Annotated in this window: 21 protein-coding genes; 7 read left to right on the forward strand and 14 right to left on the reverse strand. The window is 64.3% G+C overall.

What is annotated here, in order from left to right:
* Positions 1-3: 3 nt before the first annotated feature.
* Together HZB49_RS01585 and HZB49_RS01590 are read right to left on the reverse strand one after the other, a co-directional pair.
* On the reverse strand, positions 4-1539 hold the full coding sequence (locus tag HZB49_RS01585) for an ABC transporter substrate-binding protein (RefSeq protein WP_291608709.1): 1536 nt from the start codon (positions 1537-1539) through the stop codon (positions 4-6).
* Positions 1540-1668: 129 nt separating this feature from the next.
* Positions 1669-2874, reverse strand: a complete 1206-nt coding sequence (locus tag HZB49_RS01590; RefSeq protein ID WP_291608710.1) for a CoA transferase — start codon at positions 2872-2874, stop codon at positions 1669-1671.
* Between HZB49_RS01590 and glgA the strand changes: the two genes are divergently transcribed.
* On the forward strand, positions 2782-4482 hold the full coding sequence (gene glgA / locus HZB49_RS01595) for a glycogen synthase GlgA (RefSeq protein WP_291608711.1): 1701 nt from the start codon (positions 2782-2784) through the stop codon (positions 4480-4482). The genes HZB49_RS01590 and glgA overlap by 93 nt on opposite strands.
* A gap of 6 nt (positions 4483-4488) precedes the next feature.
* Here the strand turns inward: glgA and HZB49_RS01600 are convergent, their stop codons facing one another.
* Positions 4489-5649, reverse strand: a complete 1161-nt coding sequence (locus HZB49_RS01600; RefSeq protein ID WP_291608712.1) for a patatin-like phospholipase family protein — start codon at positions 5647-5649, stop codon at positions 4489-4491.
* Between the two features lie 51 nt (positions 5650-5700).
* Complete coding sequence (locus HZB49_RS01605) at positions 5701-6522, reverse strand: 3-hydroxybutyrate dehydrogenase (protein WP_291608713.1); 822 nt, start codon at positions 6520-6522, stop codon at positions 5701-5703.
* A 168-nt stretch (positions 6523-6690) separates the two neighbouring features.
* On the opposite strand from HZB49_RS01605, the gene HZB49_RS01610 reads away from it, so the two are divergent.
* The gene (locus tag HZB49_RS01610) at positions 6691-7584 is read left to right on the forward strand and encodes a LysR family transcriptional regulator (protein ID WP_291608714.1); all 894 of its coding nucleotides are present in this window, start codon (positions 6691-6693) and stop codon (positions 7582-7584) included.
* A gap of 97 nt (positions 7585-7681) precedes the next feature.
* On the opposite strand, the gene HZB49_RS01615 is transcribed toward HZB49_RS01610, so the two are convergent.
* Positions 7682-8398: a peroxiredoxin-like family protein gene (locus HZB49_RS01615; RefSeq protein ID WP_291608759.1), complete on the reverse strand. Its 717-nt coding sequence runs from the start codon at positions 8396-8398 to the stop codon at positions 7682-7684.
* Positions 8399-8481: 83 nt separating this feature from the next.
* Complete coding sequence (locus tag HZB49_RS01620) at positions 8482-8766, reverse strand: hypothetical protein (RefSeq protein ID WP_291608715.1); 285 nt, start codon at positions 8764-8766, stop codon at positions 8482-8484.
* A 266-nt stretch (positions 8767-9032) separates the two neighbouring features.
* Here HZB49_RS01620 and HZB49_RS01625 point away from each other — a divergent pair, with 266 nt between their 5' ends.
* Both HZB49_RS01625 and HZB49_RS01630 read left to right on the forward strand, forming a co-directional pair.
* The gene (locus tag HZB49_RS01625) at positions 9033-9509 is read left to right on the forward strand and encodes a cupin domain-containing protein (protein WP_291608716.1); all 477 of its coding nucleotides are present in this window, start codon (positions 9033-9035) and stop codon (positions 9507-9509) included.
* Positions 9510-9608: 99 nt separating this feature from the next.
* Positions 9609-10817: an MFS transporter gene (locus HZB49_RS01630; protein ID WP_291608717.1), complete on the forward strand. Its 1209-nt coding sequence runs from the start codon at positions 9609-9611 to the stop codon at positions 10815-10817.
* Here HZB49_RS01630 and HZB49_RS01635 read toward each other — a convergent pair.
* Genes HZB49_RS01635 through HZB49_RS01645 form a run of 3 tightly spaced genes read right to left on the reverse strand, consistent with a single transcriptional unit; the run spans position 10814 to position 15900 of the window.
* Entirely contained in the window at positions 10814-12757 is a 1944-nt protein-coding gene (locus HZB49_RS01635) for an alkyl sulfatase dimerization domain-containing protein (protein ID WP_291608718.1), read from the reverse strand. The two genes, HZB49_RS01630 and HZB49_RS01635, sit on opposite strands and share 4 nt — an antisense overlap.
* Before the next feature lie 37 nt (positions 12758-12794).
* Positions 12795-14609 carry an NAD(P)/FAD-dependent oxidoreductase gene (locus HZB49_RS01640; protein WP_291608719.1) on the reverse strand — a complete coding sequence of 605 codons (1815 nt, stop codon included), beginning with the start codon at positions 14607-14609 and terminating at the stop codon, positions 12795-12797.
* Positions 14610-14655: 46 nt separating this feature from the next.
* Positions 14656-15900: an acyl-CoA dehydrogenase family protein gene (locus HZB49_RS01645; RefSeq protein ID WP_291608720.1), complete on the reverse strand. Its 1245-nt coding sequence runs from the start codon at positions 15898-15900 to the stop codon at positions 14656-14658.
* Between the two features lie 104 nt (positions 15901-16004).
* Between HZB49_RS01645 and HZB49_RS01650 the strand changes: the two genes are divergently transcribed.
* Both HZB49_RS01650 and HZB49_RS01655 read left to right on the forward strand, forming a co-directional pair.
* A complete protein-coding gene (locus tag HZB49_RS01650) occupies positions 16005-16793 on the forward strand; it encodes an IclR family transcriptional regulator (RefSeq protein WP_291608721.1) in 789 nt (262 codons plus the stop codon).
* Between the two features lie 51 nt (positions 16794-16844).
* Entirely contained in the window at positions 16845-17825 is a 981-nt protein-coding gene (locus tag HZB49_RS01655) for a tripartite tricarboxylate transporter substrate binding protein (RefSeq protein ID WP_291608722.1), read from the forward strand.
* 8 nt (positions 17826-17833) lie between these two features.
* Here the strand turns inward: HZB49_RS01655 and HZB49_RS01660 are convergent, their stop codons facing one another.
* The 4 genes from HZB49_RS01660 to HZB49_RS01675 form a co-directional block, all read right to left on the reverse strand.
* Positions 17834-19018, reverse strand: a complete 1185-nt coding sequence (locus HZB49_RS01660) for a GGDEF domain-containing protein (RefSeq protein WP_291608723.1) — start codon at positions 19016-19018, stop codon at positions 17834-17836.
* A gap of 126 nt (positions 19019-19144) precedes the next feature.
* Positions 19145-20245 (reverse strand): ABC transporter ATP-binding protein, encoded by a 1101-nt coding sequence (locus HZB49_RS01665; RefSeq protein WP_291608724.1) that lies wholly within the window; start codon positions 20243-20245, stop codon positions 19145-19147.
* Between the two features lie 24 nt (positions 20246-20269).
* Positions 20270-21295: an extracellular solute-binding protein gene (locus tag HZB49_RS01670; RefSeq protein WP_291608725.1), complete on the reverse strand. Its 1026-nt coding sequence runs from the start codon at positions 21293-21295 to the stop codon at positions 20270-20272.
* 22 nt (positions 21296-21317) lie between these two features.
* Complete coding sequence (locus HZB49_RS01675; protein ID WP_291608726.1) at positions 21318-23252, reverse strand: iron ABC transporter permease; 1935 nt, start codon at positions 23250-23252, stop codon at positions 21318-21320.
* A gap of 176 nt (positions 23253-23428) precedes the next feature.
* On the opposite strand from HZB49_RS01675, the gene HZB49_RS01680 reads away from it, so the two are divergent.
* On the forward strand, positions 23429-25135 hold the full coding sequence (locus HZB49_RS01680; RefSeq protein ID WP_291608727.1) for an FAD-dependent oxidoreductase: 1707 nt from the start codon (positions 23429-23431) through the stop codon (positions 25133-25135).
* Between the two features lie 3 nt (positions 25136-25138).
* Here the strand turns inward: HZB49_RS01680 and HZB49_RS01685 are convergent, their stop codons facing one another.
* Positions 25139-25576, reverse strand: coding sequence for a hypothetical protein (locus HZB49_RS01685; RefSeq protein ID WP_291608728.1), 438 nt, complete (start codon positions 25574-25576; stop codon positions 25139-25141).
* Positions 25577-25581 lie beyond the last annotated feature (5 nt).

Below are 25581 nucleotides of genomic sequence, written 5' to 3' on the forward strand. Positions count from 1 at the left end.
AGGCTATTCCTTCCAGGTGCGCGATACGTCGATCACCCCGCTATACATCTTGGGCAGGCCTTTGATCTTCGCCGTCGAGATCGCATAGTAGGTGTTCTGGAAGCTCCAGTACCAGATCGCCTCCTTGTTGATCAGCCGCGTGATCTGGCAATAGAGATCGATGCGCTTGTCGGTGTCGGCCGTGGTACGGGCCTTCTGCAGCAGACCGTCCAGCTCCGGATTCGAGTACTGGGCCAGATTCGCCGGGCTGCCGGTGTGGAAATTGGCGTACATCTGGACGTCGGGATCGGCGAGATCGATGATCCGCCAGCCGATCACCTGGAACTGGCGGGTGAAGCCGCGTGCCGGGAACGTAGCCTGGTCGACCTGCTCCATCTCCATGTTGGCGCCGATCTGCTTCCAGAGCTGCTGCTCAACCTGGCCGGCGGCGCGTCCGCGCGGCGTTGCGGTGAAGAGCTTCTTGAATTCAACCGGCTTGCCGTAATCCTTGATCAGCGCCTTGGCCTTCTCGACATCATAGGGCAGCGCACCGTCATCCTTGCACTTGACCCACGAGCCGTCGCCATAGGGATTGGAGGCCGGCTTGGCGAGACCATTGGTAAGCGCCTGCGACATCTTCTTGCGATCCAGCGCCATCACCAGCGCCTGGCGCACACGGACGTCGTCGAGCGGCGGGACTTTGGTGTTGAAGGCGGTGACCCCTGCGCCGGACCCGGTGTAGGTATGCACGGTCAGCTTGGAGTCCTTTTGCGCCCTCTGGATGTTGTCGGCGCTGTATTCGTCCTCCCAGATCAGGTCGACCTCTCCGGACTGGAGGCTCGCGAAACGCGACTGCGCGTCAGGCAGTGGCTTCAGAACGATGCGGTCGAGATAGACTTTGCTCTTGTCCCAGTAGTCCGGGTTCTTCTCCAGGGTCATGCGATCGCCGGCGGTCCAGGATTTCATGACATAGGGGCCGGTGCCGACGGGATTACGGTTGTAGTCGTCGCCCTTGGCTTTCCAGGCCGTGGGGGAGTGAACCGCGTTGTTAGAGCTTGCAAAGGACACCAGCGCGGGGAAGTTCACCGCGGGGTCGTTGAGGTTGTAGACAAGCGTCAGTTCGTCGGGCGCATCGACGCTCTTTGTTCCCGCGATATAGAAAGCACAGCGACACTTGTTGGCCGGGTCCTTCTGCCGGTCGAAATTGGCCTTGTAGGCCGCGGCATTGAACGGCGTGCCATCATGGAATTTCACGCCCGGACGCAGCTTGAAGGTCCAGGTCTTGAAGTCCTCCGAAGGCTCCCAGGACAGCGCCAGCCTGGGCTGCACCTTTCCGTTGGCGTCGAGAGTGGTGAGTGTGTCGAAGATCGCGGACGACGCGGTCAGCGCGGCGGTGTCGTAGACCCCGACCTTGAGCGGATCGAATCCGGGGATGTCGAGTTCGAGGCCGACGGTGATGGTGCCGCCTGCCTTTTGCGCGCTGGCGGGGCTGCCCGACAGTGCAAATGCCGCCACAAGGAAAATCGGCGCAAAGGCGCTCGAGCGGGTTGCCGCGATCATGGTTTCCTCCCTCCAATCAGGCGTCCGTCCGGTATTCCGGATCGTAAACGACGTCTTGTCAGATTGACGGGAATCGCGCGCCGCTGCAAGCCCGCAACTTCACCTGCGGGATGAAAAGCCGCAGCCGCCTCAGCCCCGTGCGACGGTCGCCGGCTTTTCCGCAAATGCCGCGATATCGTCGTCGGAAAGCCCGGCCTCCTTCAGATAGGCGCGCGTGTGCTCGCCGAGCGTGGCCATCTTCCTGGCCGCGGATACCTTTGCCCCGGACATCCGGAACGGGAGATTGAGCACCTTGAAGGTGCCGCCACCGTCCTCGACTTCCGCCAGCGCACCGCGATGGGCGATCTGGGGATCGGCCAGCGCCTGCTTGACGGTGCGATAGGCCGACGACGGCACGCCTTCCGCGTTGAGCGCGGCAAGACACTGCTCCGTGCTCACCGAACGAGACCAGGCCTCCACGCCCTCCATGAGTTTCGCCCAGTTCTCGCGGCGGTCGGCATATTTGGCAAAGCGCGGGTCGCTCACCCACTCTTGATGACCGATCACCTGCATCAGGCTCTGAAACGTCTTTTCGCTGGCGATGGCAACCATCACATAGCCGTCGCTGGTTTCGATCGGCCCGAACATCGGCCGCTGCGTCGGCTTGACCTCGAATTGCGCCCACTGCATCTCGTTCAGCGTCAGGCTCAGCATGGATTCCAGCATCGACACGTCGATATGCTGCCCCTTCCCGGTCGCATGACGCTGGTACAAGGCGGCTCCGATGGCGCCGTAAGCGTAGACGCCGGTCAGGACGTCGGCGTGATAGATGCCGCAATAGTCCGGCCGCGAACGGCCGGGCTGATAAGCGAGATGCGCCATCTCGTATCCGGAAGCGGCGTGGATGACCGGCGCATAGGCAGGCAATTCCGCCGACGGCCCGGTCTGGCCATAGCCCGAAATCGAGCAATAGATCAGCTTCGGATTGAGCGCACGCACCGAGTCGTAGTCGAGCTTGAGCCGCTTCATCACGCCGGGACGAAAATTCTCCACCAGCACGTCGGCGCTCGCGATCAGGCGGCGAACGGCCTCGACGCCATCGGGCGATTTCAGGTCGAGCACGACGCTGTTCTTGCCGATGTTGAGCTGGCCGAAGGCCGTGCTGCAATGGTTGCGCAGCGGCGGACGGGTGCGCATGGTCTCACCCTCGGCGGTCTCGATCTTGATGACCTCGGCGCCGGTGTCGGCCAGCATGCGCGTGCAGTGCGGCCCGGCAATGGTGGTCGAAAAATCGAGTACGCGCAGACCGGCAAAGCTACCTGTCAAATTCCCCTCACCCTTCCCGGCTATTGTCATTGTCGCTCACGCTCCCTGCGCGCCACCTTCGCGGGGCGCGCGCGGCGCGACCCTAGTTTGAGCAGGCCCCGCAGGAAAGCCTTCCGCCCGGCCCCCTCCCTTCATCGCCTGCATTTCAGCCGAGCAAAATTGGACCCGATCTTGCATAGTAGCAAAAGCGGTTTGGGTAACGAGGGTGCTTTGAAGGTCCTCTTTGTCACCACGGAGATGGACGATTTCGTCCGGGTTGGCGGGCTCGCTGCCGTTTCCGCTGCCCTGCCCCGTGCGCTCCGTTCCCTGAGCGATGTCAGGGTCGTGCTCCCCGGTTACCGGGACGTGGTCGAACAGTTCACCCACATTGAAATCGTTGGACAATGCGCCGCGCTTGCCGAGATGCCGGCCTGCTCGGTGGGACTGACTTCAACCCGCGATGGATTGCCGGTCTACGTGCTGCTTTGCCCGCAGCTCTACGACCGGCCGGGCAACCCCTACGGCGACGAGAACGGCCGCGACTGGCCGGACAACGACATCCGCTTCGCGCGGCTGGCCTCCGCAGCGGCGGAACTCGCGATGGGCAGTCTGGACAGGAATTGGGCAGCGGACCTCGTCCATGCCAACGACTGGCAGGCCGCGCTGGTGCCGGCTTACCTGGCCTGGAAAGGCGCGAAAATCCCGTCGATCCTCACCATCCACAATCTCGCCTATCAGGGAAATTTTCCGCGCGAGTCGCTGCGGCGGATCGGCGCGCCGGAAGACTCCTTCCATATCGACGGTCTTGAATTCTACGACCGGCTCTCCTTCCTCAAGGGTGGACTGATCTACGCCTCGCACCTGACCACCGTCAGCGCAACCTACGCCAAGGAGATCACCACGACCGAACTCGGCTGCGGTCTCGAGGGCCTGCTGCGCCTCCGCTCGAATGCCGATCAGTTGACGGGCATCCTGAACGGCATCGATGAGAGCTGGGATCCGCGCTTCTGCGCACAGCTCGCGCAACCCTTTGGCGCCGGCGACTGGGACGGCAAGCAGGCCAATGCCGACTATGTGCGCCGACAATTCGGGCTCGCGGTCTCGCGCGGGCCGATCTTCGGGCTTGTCGCCCGCCTCGTGCACCAGAAGGGCATCGATCTGGTGCTGTCGGCCGCGGACGAAATCATCGCGGCCGGCGGGCAGATCATCGTCACCGGGAGCGGCGAGCCCGCGATCGAGGACGCGCTGGTGGATGCCCACCGCCGCCGGCCCGATGCCATCGGCGTCGCGATCGGATTCAACGACGGACAGGCGCGCAGGATATTCGCAGGCAGCGACTTCACGCTGATGCCCTCTCGCTTCGAGCCCTGCGGATTGAGCCAGATGTATGCACAGCGCTTCGGCTCGCTGCCGATCGGCCACCAGACCGGAGGGCTTGCCGAGACCATCAGGGATGGCGAGACCGGCTTCCTGTTCGATCGGCCGTCGACGGATTCCTTCCTCGGCGGCGTGCGCCGCGCGTTCTCCGCCTACAATGCCAAGGACCGGCTCGACGCGATGCGCCGCAGCGCGATGGCGCAAACCTACAGCTGGGACCTTTCGGCGGCCTGCTACGGCACGCTCTACCGCAAGATCATGTCGCCCCGGGCTGCGGCATAGGCACCTTCACTCCGCCGCTGCTTGCAGCGCTTCTCCCGGGTGTTCGTGCAGAATGACGCCCGACAGCGGATCGAACTCGCCGACCCATGGCTTGCGCTCCAGCACCGCCCTGGTGTGGGCGTAACCGGCATCCCAGCGCTGCATGATGCCTGCTGGCGAGAAGTCGATGTCCTTGGTGTGGGTCTCGCATTCGAGCTGCGGTGCGAGCAGACGCACCACATGCATCCGCGTCGGGCAGCCATAGCTTGCGAGCTCGCGCACCGCATCGAGCCTGCGCTCCTCCTCGGGCAGTCGTGCGACGAGCTGGTTGATGACATGGCGCAGCCGGTGCGCCTGCTGCTGTCGCGCGATGTGGCTGGCGATGCGGCTGGAATATTGCACGTCCTTGTGGCGGTTCAGCACGTCCCTCATCGTGGCCGGCTCGTCGCCGGAGGGATTCCACAGATGCACGGCGAAGATCAGCGAATTCCTGCGCGGGTTGTCGTCGAATACGGCCTCCGTCGGCGTGTTGGAGAGGATGCCGCCGTCCCAATAGAGCTCGCCGTCGATACGGATGGCGGGGAAAGCTGGCGGCAACGCGCCCGAGGCCATGATGTGGCGGATGGTGAGTTCGCCGTCGCGGCTGTCGAAATATCGCATCTGGCTGCTGCGGACATGCGCAGCGCCCACGGTCAGACGCGGCTTGCAGGCGTTCAGCAGGTTGAAATCGACGAGATCGGTCAGCGTCCGCTCCAGCGGAGCGGTCGAGTAGTAGCCGGCATTGTCGGCGCCGAGCGGATAGGAATCCCCGGCATGCGCCAGCGGATTGGGCCGGAAGAAGCCGGGAATGCCGTTGGTGACGGTCGCCCAGTAGGAGAGCTTCTCATTGAAGCCGGGAAAGATGTCGCGAAAACTCCAGATCGGATTCTGCTCCATCTTCTTCCAGAACTCGCGCAGGCGAGACAATCTGTTCTGCGGCGAGTTGCCGGCAATCAGGCTGGCATTGATCGCGCCGATCGAGGTGCCGATGATCCAGTCCGGCTCGATGCCGGCTTCATGCAGCGCCTGGTACACGCCGGCCTGATAGGAGCCGAGCGCGCCACCGCCTTGCAGCACCAGCACGATTTGGCCGGGATCGGACTTGCCGGGCGGCCTGACGTTCGAAGCATTCCTGTCAACGGCATTCATGGTTCGCTCCCAATCCTGGTGCCGCAAATCCCGGCAAGGTTCGCGCTTTGCCTAATGTGCGGTCCAGCCACCGTCGACCGGCAGCGCAATGCCGGTGATCGACGATGCCGCGTCGCTGGCAAGAAACACCGTCAGCGCGCCGAGTTCTTCGACCGTGGCAAACCGCTTGTTGGGCTGTTGCGCCAGCAGCACGTCGCGGATGACCTGATCGCGGGAAATGCCATGCGCCTTGGCCTGTCCGTCGATCTGTGCTTCGACCAGCGGCGTATAGACATAGCCCGGGCAGATCGCGTTGCAGGTGATGGCCTCTTCGGCCGTCTCCAGCGCCGTGACCTTGGTGAGCCCGACGATGCCGTGCTTGGCCGCGACATAGGCCGCCTTGAAAGGCGACGCGACCAGGCCATGGGCGGAGGCGATATTGATGACGCGCCCGAACCTGTTTTGGCGCATCGACGGCAACGCGGCCCGCGTGGCGTGAAACGCAGAAGAAAGATTGACCGCAAGGATCGCGTCCCACTTCTCGACCGGAAACTGCTCGAGCGGGGCAACATGCTGAATGCCGGCATTGTTGACGAGCACGTCGAGCCGGCCGAGTTCGGCGAGCGTTGCGGCAACCATCTCGGCAATGGAGCCGGCGCTGGTCATGTCGGCCGGCGAATAGCCGACACGGACGTTGAACTCGGCGGCAAGTTTCTCCCGCGCTTTTCCGATCTCGGCGGCGACGCCGAGGCCGTTGAGCACGACGTCCGATCCGGCCTCCGCCAGCGCGCGTGCGATGCCGAGCCCGATGCCGCTGGTCGAGCCGGTGACGAGCGAGACCTTGCCCACAAGCGGCCTTGAAGCCGAATCTTGCGTCTTAACCTGGATGTTCATGACTGGCCCTCTTGCCGTGATCCCTGGGCCAATCTGACGGGCGGACCGCCATTATGGAAATGCCGACTGGCTTCCAATTTGATAGGTTCGCGCTATCACTATTGCCGTGTCATATCAGTGCGTTGTCGGCTAGCCTGGCGGCGAGGGGAAATTCGGAGCAGCACGATCATGGAAATGCACCAGGTGCGATATTTCCTGGCGGTCGCGCGCACGCTGAATTTCACGCGGGCGGCCGACGACTGCAACGTGGCCCAGCCCTCGTTGACACGTGCAGTCAAGCAGCTCGAGACCGAACTCGGCGGCGACCTGTTTCGCCGCGAGCGGCCGGTACAGCTGACCGAGCTCGGCCAGCGCATGCTTCCGCTGCTGCAGCAATGCTACGACGCCGCAAGCGGCGCGCAATCGCTGGCCGCCTCGCTGAAGAATGGCGAAGTCGGCATGCTTCGTATTGCGCTGACGCATTCGATCGATCTGTCGCTGCTGATTCCCTATCTCGACCAGATCAAGCGGCAGTTCAACCGGCTGGAATTCCGCTTCCTGCGCGGCGACAGCCGGCAGGTTGGCGAGTATCTCAAGAACGGCGAGGCCGAGCTCGGCATTGCCGCCGAACTCAGCAGCGACTGGGATCGCCTCGATGTCTGGCCGCTGTTCACCGAAGGGTTCGAGCTCGCCTTGAGCGAACGACACCCGCTGGCTAGCCAGGACGGTATCGGATTCGATGATCTCAGGAATCAGCAGCTGCTATCGCGCCGCTATTGCGAACATGCCGAACGGATCAGTCATTCGCTGCGCGAGCATGGGCTCGACGTCGCTGGCAGCCACGAAATCTCTTCCGAGCGCGACCTCATTGAGCTGTTGGAGGCCGATATCGGCGTTGCCGTGATCCCGCATACCGCGACGATCCCGAGGACGCTGAAGCGTACGGCGATCGAAGGACTGGACGCCCGGCGTACCGTGCACCTCTACGGCGTCGCCGGTCGCGAGCGGACGGCGGTCGCCTCCGCCGTCATGCGGATGCTGCGGGGGGCGGACTGGCAGCAGTTCCTGAACAAGGATCCCTAAAGCGCGATGAGATCGGGATGAATCGTCATCGCGCTTCAGGTTGTTGTTTGAGCATGATCTTTTCGGAAAACCGCTTCACACTTTTCCGGATCATGCTCTAGCGCTCCTCGCTCGCGCTGCGCAACGCCGCCAGGAGATCGTCGATCTCCATTCGCCTGCGGAAATCCGGATCGACGAAGCGCGCTTTCACCAGGCCGTCGCGGCCGACCACGAAGGTCGCCGGGATCGGCAGCACCCAGCCGTCATTGCCGTGAAAATTCGCCAGGTTCTGGTGCGACAACAGCCGCTGGATCTCGCTGCCGAGCCAGATCGCGAGGTTGAGCGAGAGCGCATAGCCGTTGTCCAGATCGGTCAGCACCGGAAACGGCGCACCGGACTCGGCCTTGAATTTCTCGGCGTATTCCTGCATCTCCGGCATGATCGCCACGACCTGTGCGTCCATCGCCTTGATGCGGTCCAGCGCCTGGATCACCGCGCGCACGTTCAGCCGGCAGTAGGGACACCAACGGCCGCGATAGAACATCACGGCGACCGGACCCTTTGTCAGCAGCGATTTCAGCGTGACGATATGGCCGGCATCGTCCGGAAGGATGAACGACGGCATGGGATCGCCGGGATGCGGCGCATTCTCGCCGCCGCCGTTTTGATGGACCCGCGCCACCAGGCGATCCACCGCCTCGCCATAGGCCGGATAAATCTCGCGACCGGCCGCAGCATAGGCCTCCAGCTGCTCGCTCAGAGTTCCTTCCATGTCGCGGCACTGCAGGAAGGCCTGTCGAAGGCGCTCAGCATTGGCGGGCGACAATTGCGTCATGTCCGGCTCCGGCATGTTTTTCCGTAGATGATAATTTTTGCAGCGAGGCCGCCCCAAGGGGCGGCCCCGAGGGCATCGGACGATCAGGGACGATAGAAATTGCCGGTCGGATCGAGCGTACCCGACACCGAGTAGAGCTCGTTGTTGTGCATGAAGAACATGGTGTTGGCCGGCACCTTGGTGGCCTGCCTCATCATGGCGTCGTGGTTCTTCTCGCCAGCCGCCATCGCCATGGCGCTCATCTTGCCGGGCCCGGCATACATGTAGGCCATTCCCGAGTTCATCTGCCACGCGGCTTGGGAGAAGGCCGCCGTCGCGATGGTAGCGAACGCAGCAGCAGCGATCAGGGTCTTGGACAGCTTGGTCATTGGGGGCTCCTCAGAAGGTTGGACGCCCGCCATTCGGGCGCTCCGCCATCTGAGGCCCTCCCGGCCTTGACGAGAAATACCGATGCGAAATCGGTTTGATAGCTCCCATGCATCAAGCAGCGAATGCCCCGCGAATAGCGCTGCGCTATCGAACCCAGAGCCAACCGGCATTTCCTTGTTGAAGCTTGTTCAACGAAATTGGTGTCGTCGCCGGCCGGAACATTGGGCCGGGGCCAAACGGCCAGATGGCCAAAGGAGATTATGACATGTTCAAGCTCAGGAAAGATTCGCATCCGCTTCTCGCCGCACTGGCGTTCGCAGGCATTTTTGCCGCGGCTCCGGCGCTCGCCGGAGAATGCCCCGCCGACAAGATGAAGCCCAATGTGCGCGAGAAGGTCGACTACAAGCCGGTCGGCGTCACCGACGTCACGCTCGGCTCGATCAACCTGGAGAAACAGCCGGCCGCGATAAGGGATCGCGAGTTGCGCTTCCGCAAGCTGACCATCGAGCCCGGCGGCGTCGTGCCGTGGCACAGCCATGACGACCGTCCGGCGCTGATCTATGTGCAGCAGGGCGAGATCGTCGAATACGCCTCGAACTGCGCCGACCCGATCGTGCACAAGGCCGGGGACATCCGCCCCGAGATGTTCGGTACCTCGCACTGGTGGAAGAACCTCGGCAAGGAGACCGTCATTCTCTATGTCGGCGACATCCGCAAGGATCCGCACGACAAGCACATGTAACGAGCCCTGCCCCTGCTCGTTATGGGGATGTGACGCCCGGACCCCCGTGTTGCCCCGCACGCCTGGCGTCACATCCCCCTCCTCTTTCGGGAGAGACCGATGACCGAACTGGCCGCGACCATGAGAGCGAGCGGGATGCACGATCACTCGCCAGGCGTGGCGATGCGCTCAATCGTTATCGGGCTAACCGCCTTCCTCACCGTCGTCGACCTGTTTGCGACGCAAGCGATCCTGCCGGCGCTGACGCGGCACTATAGCGTGACGCCGGCCGCGATGGGTTTTGCCGTCAAAGCCAGCACCATGGGCATGGCGATTGCCGGTCTCGTGGTTGGCTTCTTCAGCCCGCACATCGACCGCAGGCTCGGCATCCTGGTGAGCCTTGTCCTGCTCGCCGTACCGACGATGCTGCTGGCAAGCGCGCCGGACCTGACTGTCTTCACCATGCTCCGTATCGCGCAGGGTCTCTGCATGGCCTGCGCCTTTGCACTGACGCTGGCCTATCTCGGTGAGCAATGCAGCGCGATGGACGCCGGCGGCGCGTTCGCGGCCTACATCACCGGAAATGTCGCGAGCAATCTGGTCGGCCGGCTGATTTCGGCTGGTGTCGCCGATACGCTCGGGCTGGCGTCGAATTTCTACTTCTTTGCACTGCTCAATCTTGCCGGCGCAGTACTCGTCTATTTCACCGTCCGGCGCGTTCAGCCGATGCATGCCATGCCGGCCGCGCAGTCGCCATTCGCCGCAATGATCGCGCATTGGCGCAGCCCGCAGCTTCGCGCCGCCTTCGCCATCGGATTCTGCATCCTGTTTGCCTTCATCGGCACCTTCAGCTTCGTCAACTTCGTGCTGGTCCGCCCGCCGCTGGCGCTGGGCATGATGGACCTCGGCTTCGTCTATTTCGTCTTCGCGCCGTCGGTCGTGACGACCTTGTTCGCCGGAAGAGCGGTGGCGCGCTTCGGCACGCGGCCGTCGATCTGGGCGGCGTTGGCCGTGGCCGCCATCGGCCTGCCGCTGATGCTGTCCTCGCATCTTGCGGAGGTACTGGCCGGCATGGTGTTGGTCGGAATCGGCACGTTCTTTGCGCAGGCCTGCGCGACCGGCTTTGTCGGACAGGCAGCGCAGGACAATCGCGGCATCGCAAGCGGGACATATCTCGCGTGCTACTTTCTCGGCGGTCTTGCCGGCAGCGCCGTGCTCGGCCAGTTGTTCGACCGGCTCGGCTGGGCGGCTTCCGTTGCCGGCATCGGCGTATCGCTCGGGATCGCCGCCCTCCTCACCACGCGCCTGAAGCTGATGCCGGCGCCTTAGGCAACCGGCGTGCGCTTCGGCTCCACGATCTCGAACATCCGCGGGAACTCGTCCATCAGCATCATCAATTCGCCGAGCCGCAGCGGATTGCCCGTCACCTTGATCCTGCCGGCGCCGACCGCATCCGGGAACGTGGTCAGTTTTGCGACGATCTCGTCGAGCACACCGCGCGCCAGGGTGAAGCCGGCGTCGGCGTCGGCGGCCTGAGCGCCTGCGACATAGGTCAGCGCGGAATTTTCCAGATTGAGAATGAAGGCCTCGCCGGTGTCGGTGAAACTCCAGTTCAGCACGATACGCTTGCCTTCCGCCTTCGGTCCGTTGAGGCGGACGCCGAGCACATCCCACAACTGCTCGGTGCGCAGGGCGGCCAGCGTCTCGCGCGGCATGGCGGCGCGCGGCGGCGCCTTCGGCATGCCCTGCCGCAATTCCTGGGCGCCGAACAGATAGGCGTTGCGCCAAGTCGAGCTTTCGGCGGCGTAGCCGAGTTGCTCAAAGGTGTCGGCGAGAAGCGCGCGGGCCGCCTGGTTGTCCGGATCGGCAAACACGACATGGCTCACCGCTTGCGCGACGAAGCGGAACTCTCCTTTCGCAAAATCCTTCCGCGCGCGGGTGAGCAGCGCGTCCGCACCGCCCATGTATTCGACATACTTCTTGCCGCTTTCGACCGGCGGCAGCGGATCGAGATGGACGGGATTGGCGTCGTACCAGCCGAGGTATTTCTGGTAGATCGCCTTCACATTGTGCCGGATGTGGCCGTAATAGCCGCGGCCGTGCCAGGCGCCATCGAGGCTCTTCGGCAGGCGGATGGCTTCGGCGATCTCTGTCGCGGTCAGGCCGTGGTTCATCAGGCGGATGGTCTGGTCATGCGCGAACTTGTAGAGGTCGCGCTGCTGACGGATCATGGTGTCGATCCGCTCCCTGCCCCATACCGGCCAGTGATGCTGGCCGCACATGGCGTCTGCCTTGCCGCCCCACATCTGCAGGGCCTCGCCGAGATATTTCGACCAGGCGAGTGCGTCGCGCACGTCGGCGCCGCGGAACGGCAGCAGATTGTGGAAATTATGCGTGCAGTTCTCCGCAAGGTTGAGCAGCTTGTAGCGCGGCACGAAAAAGTGCATCTCCGCCGGCGCTTCGCTGTTGGGCGCCATCTGGAATTCGAATTCGAGCCCATCGATCACGCGCTTGTCGCCGGTTGAAATGATGAGATCGGTGGGGCGCAACAGCGCCACCGCCCCCGCCGCCATCGACTTGCCGAGCCCGCAATCGACGTGCCCGCGTACGCCCTTGGCGAGGAACGGCCCGAATTGATATTGCGCCCGGCGCAGCATCGCCGGTCCCGCGATGATGTTCTCGGAGACCGCGTGCTCCATGAACAGGTTCGGCGCGATGATCGGCACGTTGCCGCTTGCGAGCGTGGCGTCGTCGAGCACGCCGCGCGCGCCGCCCCAATGGTCGGTATGGGTATGCGTGAAGATGACCGCGGTGACGGGCTTCCTGCCGCGATGCCCGAAATAAAGCTCCATCGCGGCGCGCGCGCCCTCGATCGACGTCAGCGTATCCACCACGACCACGCCCTTGTCGCCCTCGATCAGGGTCATGTTGGCGATATCGAGCCCGCGCACCTGGTAGACGCCGGGCACCACCTCGAACAGGCCGTGATTCATGTTGAGGCGCGACTGCCGCCACAGGCTGGGATCGACGGTTGGCGGCGCCTTTTCCTCGTTCAGGAAAGCGTAGGGCTCGAGGCTCCATACCACCCTGCCCTGCGGCGAGGCGATCTTCGCGTTCTCGATGGTGCCGAGGAATCCGCGCGCGGCGTCGTCGAAATCACGCGTGTCCGAAAACGGCAGCGCCTTCAGCGTCGCCTCGTGCTGCGCAATGACGGAAGCGGATGCGTCCTTGGGCGACTCCTTCGGCATTTCGACGGCGGTCTGGGTCATACTCGTCACTCCCCTTGAATGTTTCCGGTCTCGACGCTCAGCGGAATTCGATCCCCTCGAACTGGCCGTTGCTCCGCCACGCATCGATATATTTGAAATAGGCCAGCGCGCCGGCCGGGTGGCCGACACTGAGCTTCGCCGCGGGACCGGGCTCCTGTCCCTCGTTGTTGTAGTAGCCGGGCGTGCAGTCCTGCGAGCCGATCATCCGGCCGGGACCGGTGAGCAGCAGCTCGATCCAGCGGTCCTCGGCCTCCTTGCTGACCTCGATTTGTTTGGCGCCGATCATGCGCGCGTGGCTCACCATCATGGCGATCGTGCGCGCGGCCTCGGTCAGATTGTGCGGCACGTTGGAGATCAGGTTGGCGCCCTGGGCCGGCTGCACGAAGAAGGCGTTCGGAAAGCCGTGGACGTGAATCCCGTGCTTGGTGCGCATGCCTGACGCCCAATAGTCCGACAGTTTTGCGCCGCCGCGGCCGGTCAGGTCGAAGCCGGCGCGGCGCTTGTACTCGGTGCCGACCTCGAAGCCGGAGGCGTAGATGATGCAATCGAGCGGATACTCCCTGCCCGCCACGACAACGCCGCTTTCGGTGATCTTCTCGACGCCCTTGCCGTCGGTATCGACCAGATGAGTGCCCGGCGTGTTGAACGCCTGAAGATACGCATCGTGGAAACACGGCCGCTTGCAGAGCTGGCGGTACCAGGCCTTGAGCCTGGCGGCGGTTTCGCGATCCCTGACGATGGTGTCGACCCGCGCGCGGATTTCCTCCATCTTCTCGAAGTCGGAGTCTTCGAACGCCGCGAGCATGTTGGGCGGCGTCCTTTGCTCGCGGGGCAATTGAATGATCTTTGCGCGGATGCGCTTGTTCAGGTCAGTCCAGCCGTCCTGTACGAGATCGACATCCGCCGTGCCGCCGGCCTGGTTGGCCGTGAAATTCTCCAGCCAGCGCTGCTGCCAGCCCGGCGTCGCGATCTCGGCAAACCATTCTGGATCGATCGGCCCGTTGCCGCGGACATCGACCGAGGAGGGTGTGCGCTGGAAGACGTAGAGTTCCTTGGCCGCGCGTGCGAGGTGCGGCACGCACTGCACGGCCGTGGCGCCGGTGCCGATGATGCCGATGCGCTTGTCGGCGAGCTTCTCCATCAGCGCACCATCGGGATCTCCGCCGGTGTAGTCGTAGTCCCAGCGGCTGGTGTGGAACGAATGTCCCTTGAAAGACTCGATGCCGGGAATGCCGGGCAGCTTCGGCACGTGCAGCGGCCCGGTGCCCATGCCGACGAACTGCGCCGTGAAGGAATCGCCGCGCGTGGTGCGGATCAGCCAGCGCGATTTCGCCTCGTCCCAGTCGAGGCTCACGACCTCCGTGTGGAACAAGGCGTTGTCGTAGAGGCCGTACTTCCTGCCGATGCGTTGGCAATGCGCGAGGATTTCCGGCGCATGCGCATATTTCTCCGACGGCATGTGGCCGGTTTCTTCAAGCAGCGGCATGTACACCATCGAGGCGGTGTCGCACTGCGCGCCGGGATAGCGGTTCCAGTACCAGGTGCCGCCGAAATCCCCGCCCTTCTCGATGATGCGGACATCCCTGATGCCGGCCTCCGCCAGCCGCGCCGCCGTGACGAGGCCGGCAAAGCCGCCGCCGATGAAGGCGAAGGTGACATGATCGCTCTTCGGCGCGCGTGCCGTGACGGGCGTGTAGGGATCGTCGAGATAGTGGGCGAGCTGCCCCTTGATCTGGAGATACTGGTCGTTGCCGTCAGCGCGCAGCCGCTTGTTGCGCTCTTCCAGATATTTCTTGCGCAGCCATTCCTTGTCGTTCCCGGTCGTTTGCTGCGTTTGGTCCGTCATCGTCATCGGCAAGTGCCTCTTCGGGGAAGTCCATCGTGACTTCATTATCGCCTCAGGCGGGGTGGGCCGCCAGATAGGGTGAATTGGCAATCGACCACGACGGCGTCGGCTCCATCCGGAAGATCTGCCGCAGATGCACCTCGTCGGGCCCGTCGCCGATCCGCAGCAGCCGGCCCCACGCCAGCGCCTGGTGGATCGGCGTATCTTCCGAGCCGCCCATCGCGCCGAACACCTGCATCGCGCGGTCTGCGATCCTCTGCAGCATCGCGGGCACCGCGACCTTGATCAGCGAGACGTCGCGCCAGGCGCCGTGATGGCCGCTCTGGTCGAGCCGCCAGGCGCAGCGATAGGCGAGCAGCCGGGCCTGCTCCAGCTCGACGCGGGACTCGGCGATCCAGCGCTGCACGGTGTCGTATTGGATGATGGTGCGGCCGAAGGTCGAGCGCTCCATCGCGCGCACCATCATCAACTCGATCAGCAGCTCGCACAACCCGATCGAGCGCATGCAGTGGTGGATGCGCGCGGGGCCGAGCCGGACCTGCGCCACCTTGAAGCCGTCGCCCTCGGCGCCGAGCAGGTTTTCCGCGGGCACGCGGACATTCTCGAAGGTCAGCTCGCCGATCGGCGCGACGTGATCCTGACAGCCCATCCAACTCAGCCGGCGCACCAGGCGGACGCCCGGCGCATCCATCGGCACCATGATGCAGGAATGGCGGCCCGTGCGATCCGCGTCCGAATTGCTCACGCCCATCACGATCAGGAAGCTGCAGCGCGGATGCGCCGCGCCCGTGATGAACCATTTGCGGCCGTTGATGACGTAGTCGCTGCCGTTACGCTCCATCCTGGTGGCAATGTTGGTTGCGTCGGACGAGGCGACATCCGGCTCGGTCATGCCGAAGGCCGATCGGGTCTGCGCTTCCAGCAGCGGACGCAGCCAGCGCGCCTTCTGCTCAGGCGTCGCGCAGTTCTGCAGCGCGATCATATTGGGCACATCGGGGGCCTGGCAGTTGAAGACTTCCGGCGCCCAGAACAGCCGGCCCATGATCTCCGCCAGCGGCGCGTATTCGAGGTTGGACAATCTCGTGCCCGGCTCGTCGGAAGCAAGCTCGGGCAGACCGAGATTCCAGAGGCCCGCGGCACGCGCTTTCTGCTGCAGGTCAGCCATGAAGGGCGGCGCGTCAGGGTTGGCCGCGACATGCTCAAGCCAGGCGCGGTGCCGCGGCAGCACTTCCCGGTCGAAGAAGGCCTGCAGCCTCCCGCGCCACTGCTCCGATCGCCCGGACAGATCGAAATCCATGCTTCCTCCCGCCTTTTGGCGGTGAGATAAGCCGATATCGACACAAAACGCAAATTCGTTTTGATATATTGACAAGATCGATCATAGGAGGCCATTATTTTGTCATGACTGCCGTCCTCACGACTGTCGAACCACAGGCCGATCCCTCGTTCGCGACCACGCTCGCGCACGGGCTCGATGTGCTGGCAGCCTTCCGCAACAATCCCGGTCCGCTGTCCAATGCCGAACTCGCGGCACGTACCGGCCTGTCCCGGCCGACGGTGTCGCGGCTCACCTACACGCTGGCGCAACTCGGCTATCTCAAGCGCGATACTAAGGGCTTCGTGCTCGGGCTTGGCGTGCTGGCGGCCGCCTACCCGGTCCTGTCGGCACTGAAAGTGCGGCAGCTTGCGCGCCCCCTGATGCGCGATTTCGCGGCCTATGCCGGCGGTACCGTCTCGATCGCGATGCCGTTCGGACTCGACTTCATCTATGTCGAGACGCTGCGTACGACCGATGCCGTACCGCATGTGCCCGACGTCGGCTTCACCGGAGCGATCGTAACGACCGCGGTCGGCCGCGCCCTGTTGTCGCTCTATACGAAGGAAGAACTCGACGGATATGTCGCCAAAGTGAAAGCCGAGCAGCCGCAGGACGTCGACTATGTGATGAAGCGGACCCTGCCCGATATCAAGCTTTGCCGCGAACGCGGCTTTGCGATTTCACTCGGCGAATGGCGGCGCGAGATCTTTGGCGTTGCCGCGCCGCTCTACCGCACGCCGTCGGGCGATTGCCTCTCCGTCAATTGCGGCATCCCCTCGTTTCGATTTTCCGCCGAGCAGATCGAGCGCGAATGCGGACCGCGCATGCTTGGGCTCGCGCGCAGCATCAGATCGCTGGTCGCCAACGCCTGACGTTACTGACAAGCGCCGCTCGAACGGCGCGGTTTGAGGTGGGAGGGAAGTATGAGCCGGACCGGGGCCGTGTCGAGCTTTATTGCCGCCGTTGCATTGCTGCTTGGTGGCAGCGCCGTGGTGCAGGCGCAGGACGATTGGCCGAGCCGGCCGATCCGGATCATCGTCCCCTACCCCGCCGGCGGCATCGTCGACATGGTGGCGCGCACCGTCACCGAGCAGGTCGGACGCGATCTCAAGGCTACCGTCGTCGTCGAGGCACGTCCCGGCGGCAACAGCAATATCGGCACTGCCGCTGTCGCGCGCAGCGATCCCGACGGATACACCTGGCTGGTCACTGGGCCTGCGGCGCTGGTCAATCCCGGGCTCTACAAGGACGCCGGCTGGGACGCCATGAAGGACCTCAAATGCGTCGGGCTTGCGGTCTGGACGCAAAGCGTGGCGGTGGTCAATCCGACGCTGCCGGCGAAGACGATCGGCGAGTTCGTGGAACTCGCTCGCAGCAAGCCGGGCCAGCTCAACTTCGGCAATCCCGGGACGGGATCGTCGATCGATCTCTCCGCGCAAAAGCTGTTTCAGGCCGCCAACATCAAGCTGACCAATGTCGGCTACAAGGGCCAGCCGCAAGCGCTGGTCGACCTCATCACCAATCTGATGCATTTCGAGATCGTCTCGATGGCGTTGGCGCTGCCGCACATCAAGCAAGGCACCATCAAGCCGCTCGCCGTACTCACCCACAACCGCGTCAATGACCTGCCTGACGTGCCGACCATCGCCGAAGCCGGCTATCCGGAAGCCGCCTACGTGCCGTGGTACGGCATCTATGTGCCGTCAGGCACGCCCGACGCACTTGCCGGGAAGATCAACGCCGCCATCAGCAAGGCGCTGGAAAGTCCGGAAGTACAGCGACAGCTCTCCGTGACCGATATTCCGGGCAAGCCGATGTCGCTGCGCGACCTCGCCGCGCTGATGAAGACCGATCACGAGAAGCTCACCACGGTGGTGAAAACCGCGGGCATGGCGCTGCAATAGCGCCGCACTCAGGCAGCGCGACGCGAGGCGGCCGTCTTGTCGGCCATCCCCGGAGAATCTTCCGGCGGCGGCAGATCGCTTGCGAATACATAGCCGCCGCGGAACGCCTTGGCCTGGTAGAGCGCCCGGTCGGAACGCGATAGCAGCGCTTCCACGGAAATACCGTCCATGGGCGCGACGGCGACGCCGACGCTGGCGCCGATCACGATATCCTGCCCATCGACGCAGTAGGGCGAGCTGACGGTTTCGAAGATGCGTTTGGCCATGGCCTCCGCATGGTCCCGCGAGCTCACCGCCCGCTGCGCCAGGATGAATTCGTCGCCGCCCATGCGGACCAGCAGATCGCCCTCGCCGGCAATGGATTTCAGCCGGCCCGCCACCTGCCGCAGCAAGGCATCGCCGAGGGGGTGCCCGAACCTGTCGTTGGCCGCCTTGAAATGATCGAGATCGATCGAATGCACCGCCACCATGCGCTGACCGCAATCCGCAATGAGCTGCGCCAGGTCGGAGGTCAACGCCGTGCGGTTGAACAGTCCGGTCATCGGATCCCTGCGCGCCATCTGCTCGAATTCGCGCTTCAGCGTGATGTGAACCAGATTGGCATTGTAGGACTGCCGGACCATCTCGAAACTGCCGACGAGGTAAATCGCAAACAGCAGGCCGAGCCCGACATGGGCTGCATCCAGCGGCTGCAGGAACGTCGCAACGATCACCGGAATGCCGGTGATGCCGAGGTCCAGGATCGCCACGACCGGCCGCAGCGACAGCCGCGCGACGACACCCGCGCCGAAGCCGAAGCCAAGGCCGGTCGCCATCGCCGAGCAGGCCGCATCGCCGAGAAACACGCAGCGGGCGGCAAATACGCCGATCAGGAAGGCGGTCGCGACGCTGCCCATCGCATACCGCCACTCCCAGCGAACCGCCTCTTTCCGGTCGAGCGCCGGCTTGCGCGCGACGCGGCGGCGGAACGCGACGACGTCGACGGAGCGGGCAATCGCAAGGATCAGGCCGGCTGCGGTGAGAATCCAGGTGAAGACGTCGCTGGTCTGCCAGGCAGCGATGCTGCCGACGATCAACTGGGCGAGACCCGTGAGTGCGATCGGGACCAGCGAGCCATAAAGCGTCGCAATGATGTCCATATAGACGGAATCGGAAATCGAATCCGTACGCGAATGTTCGTGTTTGAAAAACATGGCTCCCCCCAGTATGGGGAGCACCCTACAGAAGACGCGTAAATCGACGGTCCTTGCGATCGATAAAATTGAATCGAAGTCTGCCGGTTAGCGAATCACTAACCCTGACCGGCACACCGGGCGCTGCTACTCGGAGGACGACGGCCCCGTGTCGCGATAGGCCCAGCAGGAATCGCGCGGCAGCGAAACCTGCGTCTCGACGCCCACCTGATGCCGCGCGGCGGTGCCGAGCTCAAGCACCTCCAGCCTGCGGCCGAACAGGTCGATGTCATAGGCGGTCTGCGTGCCCTGGTAACGGCGATCCGTCACACGCGCCGGATAGACGTTGCCGCCTTGGCCGCCGATCGTGATGTTCTCCGGCCGGAGCGCAATCCGCACCTTGTCGTTGACATCCAGCGCATGCAGCAGCGCGACCTCGCCACTGCGTCCGTCGCCGAAATCGACGGTGCCGAACTTGCCGTTGCGCGCTACCAGCGTGCCGGCGAGCTCGTTGGTCGCGCCGGTGAAATTGGCGACGAAGAGATCGGCCGGACGGTTATAGATCTCGTCGGGCGTTCCCATCTGCAGCAGCTTGCCGTCGCGCATCACCCCGATGCGGTCGCCGAGCACCACCGCTTCGGCCTGGTCATGGGTGACATAGAGCGCCGTCATGCCGGTCCGCTTGAGGATGGTCCGCAGATCGTCGCGCAGGCGCAGGCGCAACTTGGCATCGAGATTGGACAAGGGCTCGTCGAGCAGCAGAAGCTGCGGCCGGTACACGATGCTGCGCGCCAGCGCCACGCGCTGCATCTGACCGCCCGACAACGCCACCACGGGGCGATCGGTGTATTCGGAGAGGCCGACCAGCGTCAGCACCTCCTCGACCTTGCGATTGGCATCCGCGCGAGAGAGTTTCCGGTGCTTGAGCGGATAGATCACGTTCTGCCGCACTGTCATATGCGGCCACACCGCATAGGACTGGAACACCATGCCGAGGTCGCGCAGCCGCGGCGGCACCAGAATGCCGCGCGACGGTGACGACACGAGATTGCCGCCGATCGAAATCTCCCCGCCGGTCGGATGCTCCAGCCCGGCGACGCAGCGCAGGGTCGTTGTCTTGCCGCACCCGGAAGGCCCGAGCAGCACGACGATCTCGCCCGCGGGCACGGAAAAGCTGACGCCGTCGACCGCGGGCCGGCCGACGGCAAACTGCTTGCGCAGGTCTGTGACTTCCAGCGTTGCGGTCATGATCGCCTGGATCTCATGCGCCGCTCATTGCCGGTAACCGAACGTCTTGTCCCACTCCGAGACCCAGGCCTTGTGCAGCTTCACATACTCGTCGAATTTGGGATACCAGACCTTCACCACCTTCGGATCGAAGCCTTCGGGATAAACCGGCGCCTCCTTCAGCGAAGTGAGGTTGCCGAACTCCTTGATCATGAAAGCCTGGCCCTCCTTCGACAGGCACCAGTTGAGGAACAGCTTTGCGGCATTCGGATGCGCGGCCGTCTTCGGGATACCGGTCGCATATGGATTGGCTGGCGCGCCTTCAGGCGGGAAGAAGATCTTGATCGGGGCGCCGTCCTTCTGCTTCGGATAGATGGCGTTGTAGAGCAACGGCCCCATCGCGATCTCGCCGCGCACCAGCGAGTCCGACATCGGCGCGCCCGAGGGATAGAGGACAGGACGAGTGGCGGCCTGTTTTGCCCAGTAGTCCTCGCCCAGCACCTGGCGCTCGAACATGATGCGGGTCCAGGTGGTGCCGCCGGATTGCGCGAACACCTGCCCGGTCATCTTGTCATATTGCGGCTTGGTCAGGTCCCACCAGTTCTTCGGCGGGTCCTTCACCAGCTCCGTGTTGTAGGCGATCGACCACACCAGCGTGGCGCGGGGCCACAGCTTCGGCGAGACCTGCGCCTCCGGATTGTAGTCGGCTGCATTCGGCGGCGCGTAGTCCTGGAACAGGTCGACCAGTTCGGACATCAGCGCACGGTCGGAATGATCGATCACATCGGCGATCAGCTTTCCGGCGGCCGCCTCGGTCTTGACGCGGGTGATGAGCTGACCGCCGGGCGCGCGCACCATCTCGATCTTGATCTCGGGAAAGCGCTTGTTGAAGGCCTTGATGACCTGCTGCTCCACCTCGGCGAAATTGGCTGTGTAGTAGACGAGCTTGCCCTCCGCCTTGGCGGCTGCGATCAGTTCAGGCGAGCCGACGTCCTGCGCCATTGCGGGCATCGCGGTCAGCAGAGCGGCTCCGGCAAGGCCGGTGAGCCGGGCGATGATCATTTTCCTCATGGCCTCTCCTCCCATTTTTGTTTCATCCGGTACGGGCGACGCTGCCTTGCGCCGCGCCGCGCGAAAGCCAGTTGGCGCCACCGATCAGGACGCCGAGCAATACGGTCTGCACCAGGCTGAAGGCTGCGGTCTTGCCGAGATTGCCGCCCTCGTAATAGTCGAGCAGCAGCACCGACATCACCATGGTCTTGCTGGTGTAGAGAAACAGCGACGAGCCGAGCTCGCGGATTGCCAGTACGAATAGCAGCGTCATCGCAGCGAGCACGCCGGGGCTGGCGAGCGGCAGCACGATCGTCCTGATGGTGCCGAGCACGCCCTTGCCGCAAACCCAGGCCGCTTCTTCCAGTTCGCGGTGGATCTGCAGGAACGAGGTCGAAAGCGCCTTCACGGTATCGGGCATGAAGCGGGCGATGAAGGCGAGCGCCAGAATCCAGATCGTGCCGTAGAGGCCGCCGGGTATGCCGATCCAGGCCCACAGATAGGCCACGCCGACCACGAGACCCGGGATCGCCACCGGAAGGGTCGATATCAGGTCGATGCTGCGACGGCCGATCACATTGGTGCGGTGGATGGTGTAGCCGATGGCAAAGGCCAGCGCGCCGCCAACGACCGCGGTGATAACGCCGACTTCGACCGCGTTGTAGATCGAGCGCATCGTCAGCGGATTGTCGAAAATGCTCTCGAAATGCATCAGCGAGTACTGGCGCAGGTCGAACAGGCTCGAGACATCGCGGATGAACATGAACTTGCGGAATGCGGCGACAATCAGCGCCAGCATCGGCAACACAACGACCGCAAGCAGATAGACCAGCGCGAGGCCAAAGGTGAACCAGCGCCACGGCCCGAGGTCGAGGCTGCGCGGCCGGTAGGCCTTGCCGGCGACCGTGGTGTAGCTGCGGCCGCTCAGCACCCTCTGCTGCAGGTAGACCAGCCCACCGGTGACGACCATCAGGATCACCGCGACGGCGGCGGCCGTGTTGTAGAGCGGCGGCGACCAGTTGGTGAGTTTGAAGATGTAGGTCGTGAGTACGTTCAGATTGATCGGCGCCCCCAGCACCGCTGGGATGCCGTAGATGCCGAGCATCACGATGAAGGAGAGCAGCATGCCCGAGACGATCGCGGGCATGATCAGCGGAAACGTCACCGAGAACAATGTCGAGAAGGCGCTGGCGCCGGAAATCTCCGCGGCCTCTTCCAGGCTCGGATCCATGTTGCGCAGCGCCGACGAGGTGAACATGTAGACATAGGGCGCGTAATAGATGCCGAACACAAAGATCAGGCCCCACAGCGAATAGAAGTCGACGCGCCAGTCGAGCCCCACCCACTTGAACATCGTGTTGATCAGCCCGGTCTTGGGCGAGCCCAGAATGGACCAGGCGACACCGGCGACCAGCGGCGGCGCGAACAGCGGCAGCAGGCTGGCGGCGGCGATAAATCCCCTGAACGGCGTGTTGGTGCGCACGACGATCCAGGAGAACGCGAGCCCGATCACCACGGCAATCAGCGTGCCGCCGCCGCAGGCAAGCAGCGTGTTGACCAGCGCTTCCGCGACGTTCGGATTGCCGAGCACGGCGAGGAAATTGCCGACCGACAAATGCGACAATTGAATGCCCTCGACGACGGGATTGACGTCGGTCAGCGCGCCGACGAGCAGGAGCAGCATCGGATAGATCACGAGAAAGGCGAGGACCGCCAGCAACAGCGCAACCCAGGCGCCGGCCCACACACGCTGACGAATGCCCTCACTGGCGCCTCGCGTGACCTCGCTGCGCCGGTCCGCCTGCCCGTTCAATGCGTTTCCCCTCGGCCGCGCAAACCCTGTTGTTGTCTTTTCCTGCACGGCAAGCAGGAAGCTTAGAGCAACGCCCGGTCGCGGCAAGTAGCAGAAAGTCGCGGCAAGAGCCGCCACGATCGGCCGATGGGCGTCATCGGGGATTCCCGGGTCCGTATCAGGCATGGTGAAACTCCCCAAGGTCACGGATGATACCGGTTGTGGGGCCATGCAGGACGGGCCTAGTGGGCGTCCACGGCGGGCAATTGACAGCGCCGCCGGCGCTCACAACAATCGGGGCCAATCCAGAACAATTGTCGCGCCGCCCGGCGCCGACACGGCCAACTCCTGGGGAAGATTGCGTGACAAGCAACGAATCCAACACTTACGAATGCGACGTGCTGATTGCGGGCTCCGGCTGCTCCGGCATGTCGGCCGCGGTCACCGCCGCGCATCACGGCCTCAAGGTCCTCATCGTCGAGAAGGAGCCGAAGTTCGGCGGCACCACCGCGCGATCCGGCGGCTGGCTCTGGATCCCCGGCACTTCGCTGGCGCGGGCCTGGGGCATTGTCGAGAGTCCCGAGCAGGCCCGGACCTATTTGCGCCACGAGGCCGGCAACAGCTTTGACGCCGCGCGGGTCGATGCGTTCCTGAGCCACGGCCCGGAGGCAGTCGATTTCTTCACCAGCAAGACGGCGTTGCGTTTCGACATGCCGCTGACCTTTCCGGATTATCACGCGGAAGCGCCGGGCGGCACGCAGGGCGGCCGCTCCATGGTGACACGGCCGTTCGACGGCCGCGAGCTCGGGCCGCTGATCAAGGACATCGGCATGCCGCTGCCGGAGCTCACGGTATTTGGCATGATGCTCGGCTCCGGCAAGGAGATCATCCATTTCATGCGCGCGACGAAGTCGCTAACCTCGGCGATCTATGTCGCCAAGCGGCTGTCGAAGCACTTCATGGACGTGATACGGCACGGCCGCGGCATGACGCTGACCAACGGCAATGCGCTGGCAGGGCGGCTCGCAAAATCGGCGCTCGATCTCAACGTCCCGCTCTGGCTTTCCTCTCCCGTGCGCGAACTGATCGTCGAGGACGGCGCCGTGCGCGGTGCCATCGTCGAGCGGGACGGCCGGCGCATCCGTGTCATCGCCAAACGCGGCGTCGTGCTCGCCTGCGGCGGCTTCCCGCACGACGTCGCACGGCGCAAGGCGATGTTCCCGCATGCGCCGACCGGCAACGAACATTTTTCGCCCGGCCCGGTCGGCAACACCGGCGACGGCCTGCGGCTCGCGGAAACCGCCGGCGGCCGTGTCGAGGACACCCTGCCCAATGCCGCGGCCTGGGTGCCGGTCTCCATCACCACGCGCAAGGACGGCAGCAAGGGCGTGATGCCGCACTTCATCGACCGCGCCAAGCCCGGCGTGATCGCGGTGACGCGCCAAGGCAAGCGCTTCGCCAATGAGGGTAACTCGTATCATGACTTCGTGCAGGACATGGTGAAGGCGGCCAGGCCCGGCGACGAACTCGCCGCGTTCCTGATCTGCGATCACACGACGCTGCGCACCTACGGCCTCGGCTGCGTGCCGCCCTTCCCGATGCCGCTCGGCCATCACCTCAGGACCGGTTATCTCAAGCGCGGCGCAACGCTCGCTGAACTCGCGAACGCGGCCAGCATCGACGCGAAGGGGCTCGAGGCGACGGTTGCCGCGTTCAACGCGAATGCCGTCAACGGCACCGACCCTGATTTCGGCAAGGGCTCGCGCGCCTACAACCGCTACCAGGGCGACGCGCAGCACGGGCCCAACCCTTGCGTCGCCCCGGTCGTGAACGGGCCGTTCTACGCCATCAAGATGGTGATCGGCGATCTCGGCACCTATGCCGGCATCAAGACCGACGCGCATGCGCGCGCGCTCGATGCGGGAGGCAGGGTGATCGAGGGCCTCTATGCCGCCGGCAACGACATGGCGAGCATCATGGGCGGCAACTATCCCGGCGCCGGCATCACGCTCGGGCCGGCGCTGACCTTCGGCTATATCGCCGGCAAGCACCTTGCGGGACGCGCGTAGCGATCAAGCCCGCCGCAGGTCGGCCGGGCGCGCCTTGACGGGGTCGAGCAGCGACCAGTCGCCATCTTGCAACACGTAACCCTTCGGGAACGGCGCGCGCAGGTCGAGGCCGAGCGAGCGCAGCACGCGGTCGTCGCGGTAGTAGCATTGCAGCACGACGCGGACGAGCGTGGCGGCAGCCGCGCCGCCCTTGGCCCGGAATTCCGTGGCGACTGCATCGCGCCTTGCCACATCGAGCGCGGCGAGCGGCTTGCCTGCTAGGCGCGCGAGATGATCGAGCGCCTTCTTTACCAATTCAGAATCGCGGCCGAGCGTCTTCAGCATGTCGGCCTGTATCGCGGGGTCGTCCGCGCCTGGCACCTTATATTCGTCGCTCGCCGGGATGATCATCGCAGCGATGGTGCGCAAGTCATCGCGCTGGGTTTGGCTCAGTTCGGACATCACTT

The sequence above is a fragment of the Bradyrhizobium sp. genome, from assembly GCF_016219575.1.
Classification (GTDB): domain Bacteria; phylum Pseudomonadota; class Alphaproteobacteria; order Rhizobiales; family Xanthobacteraceae; genus Bradyrhizobium.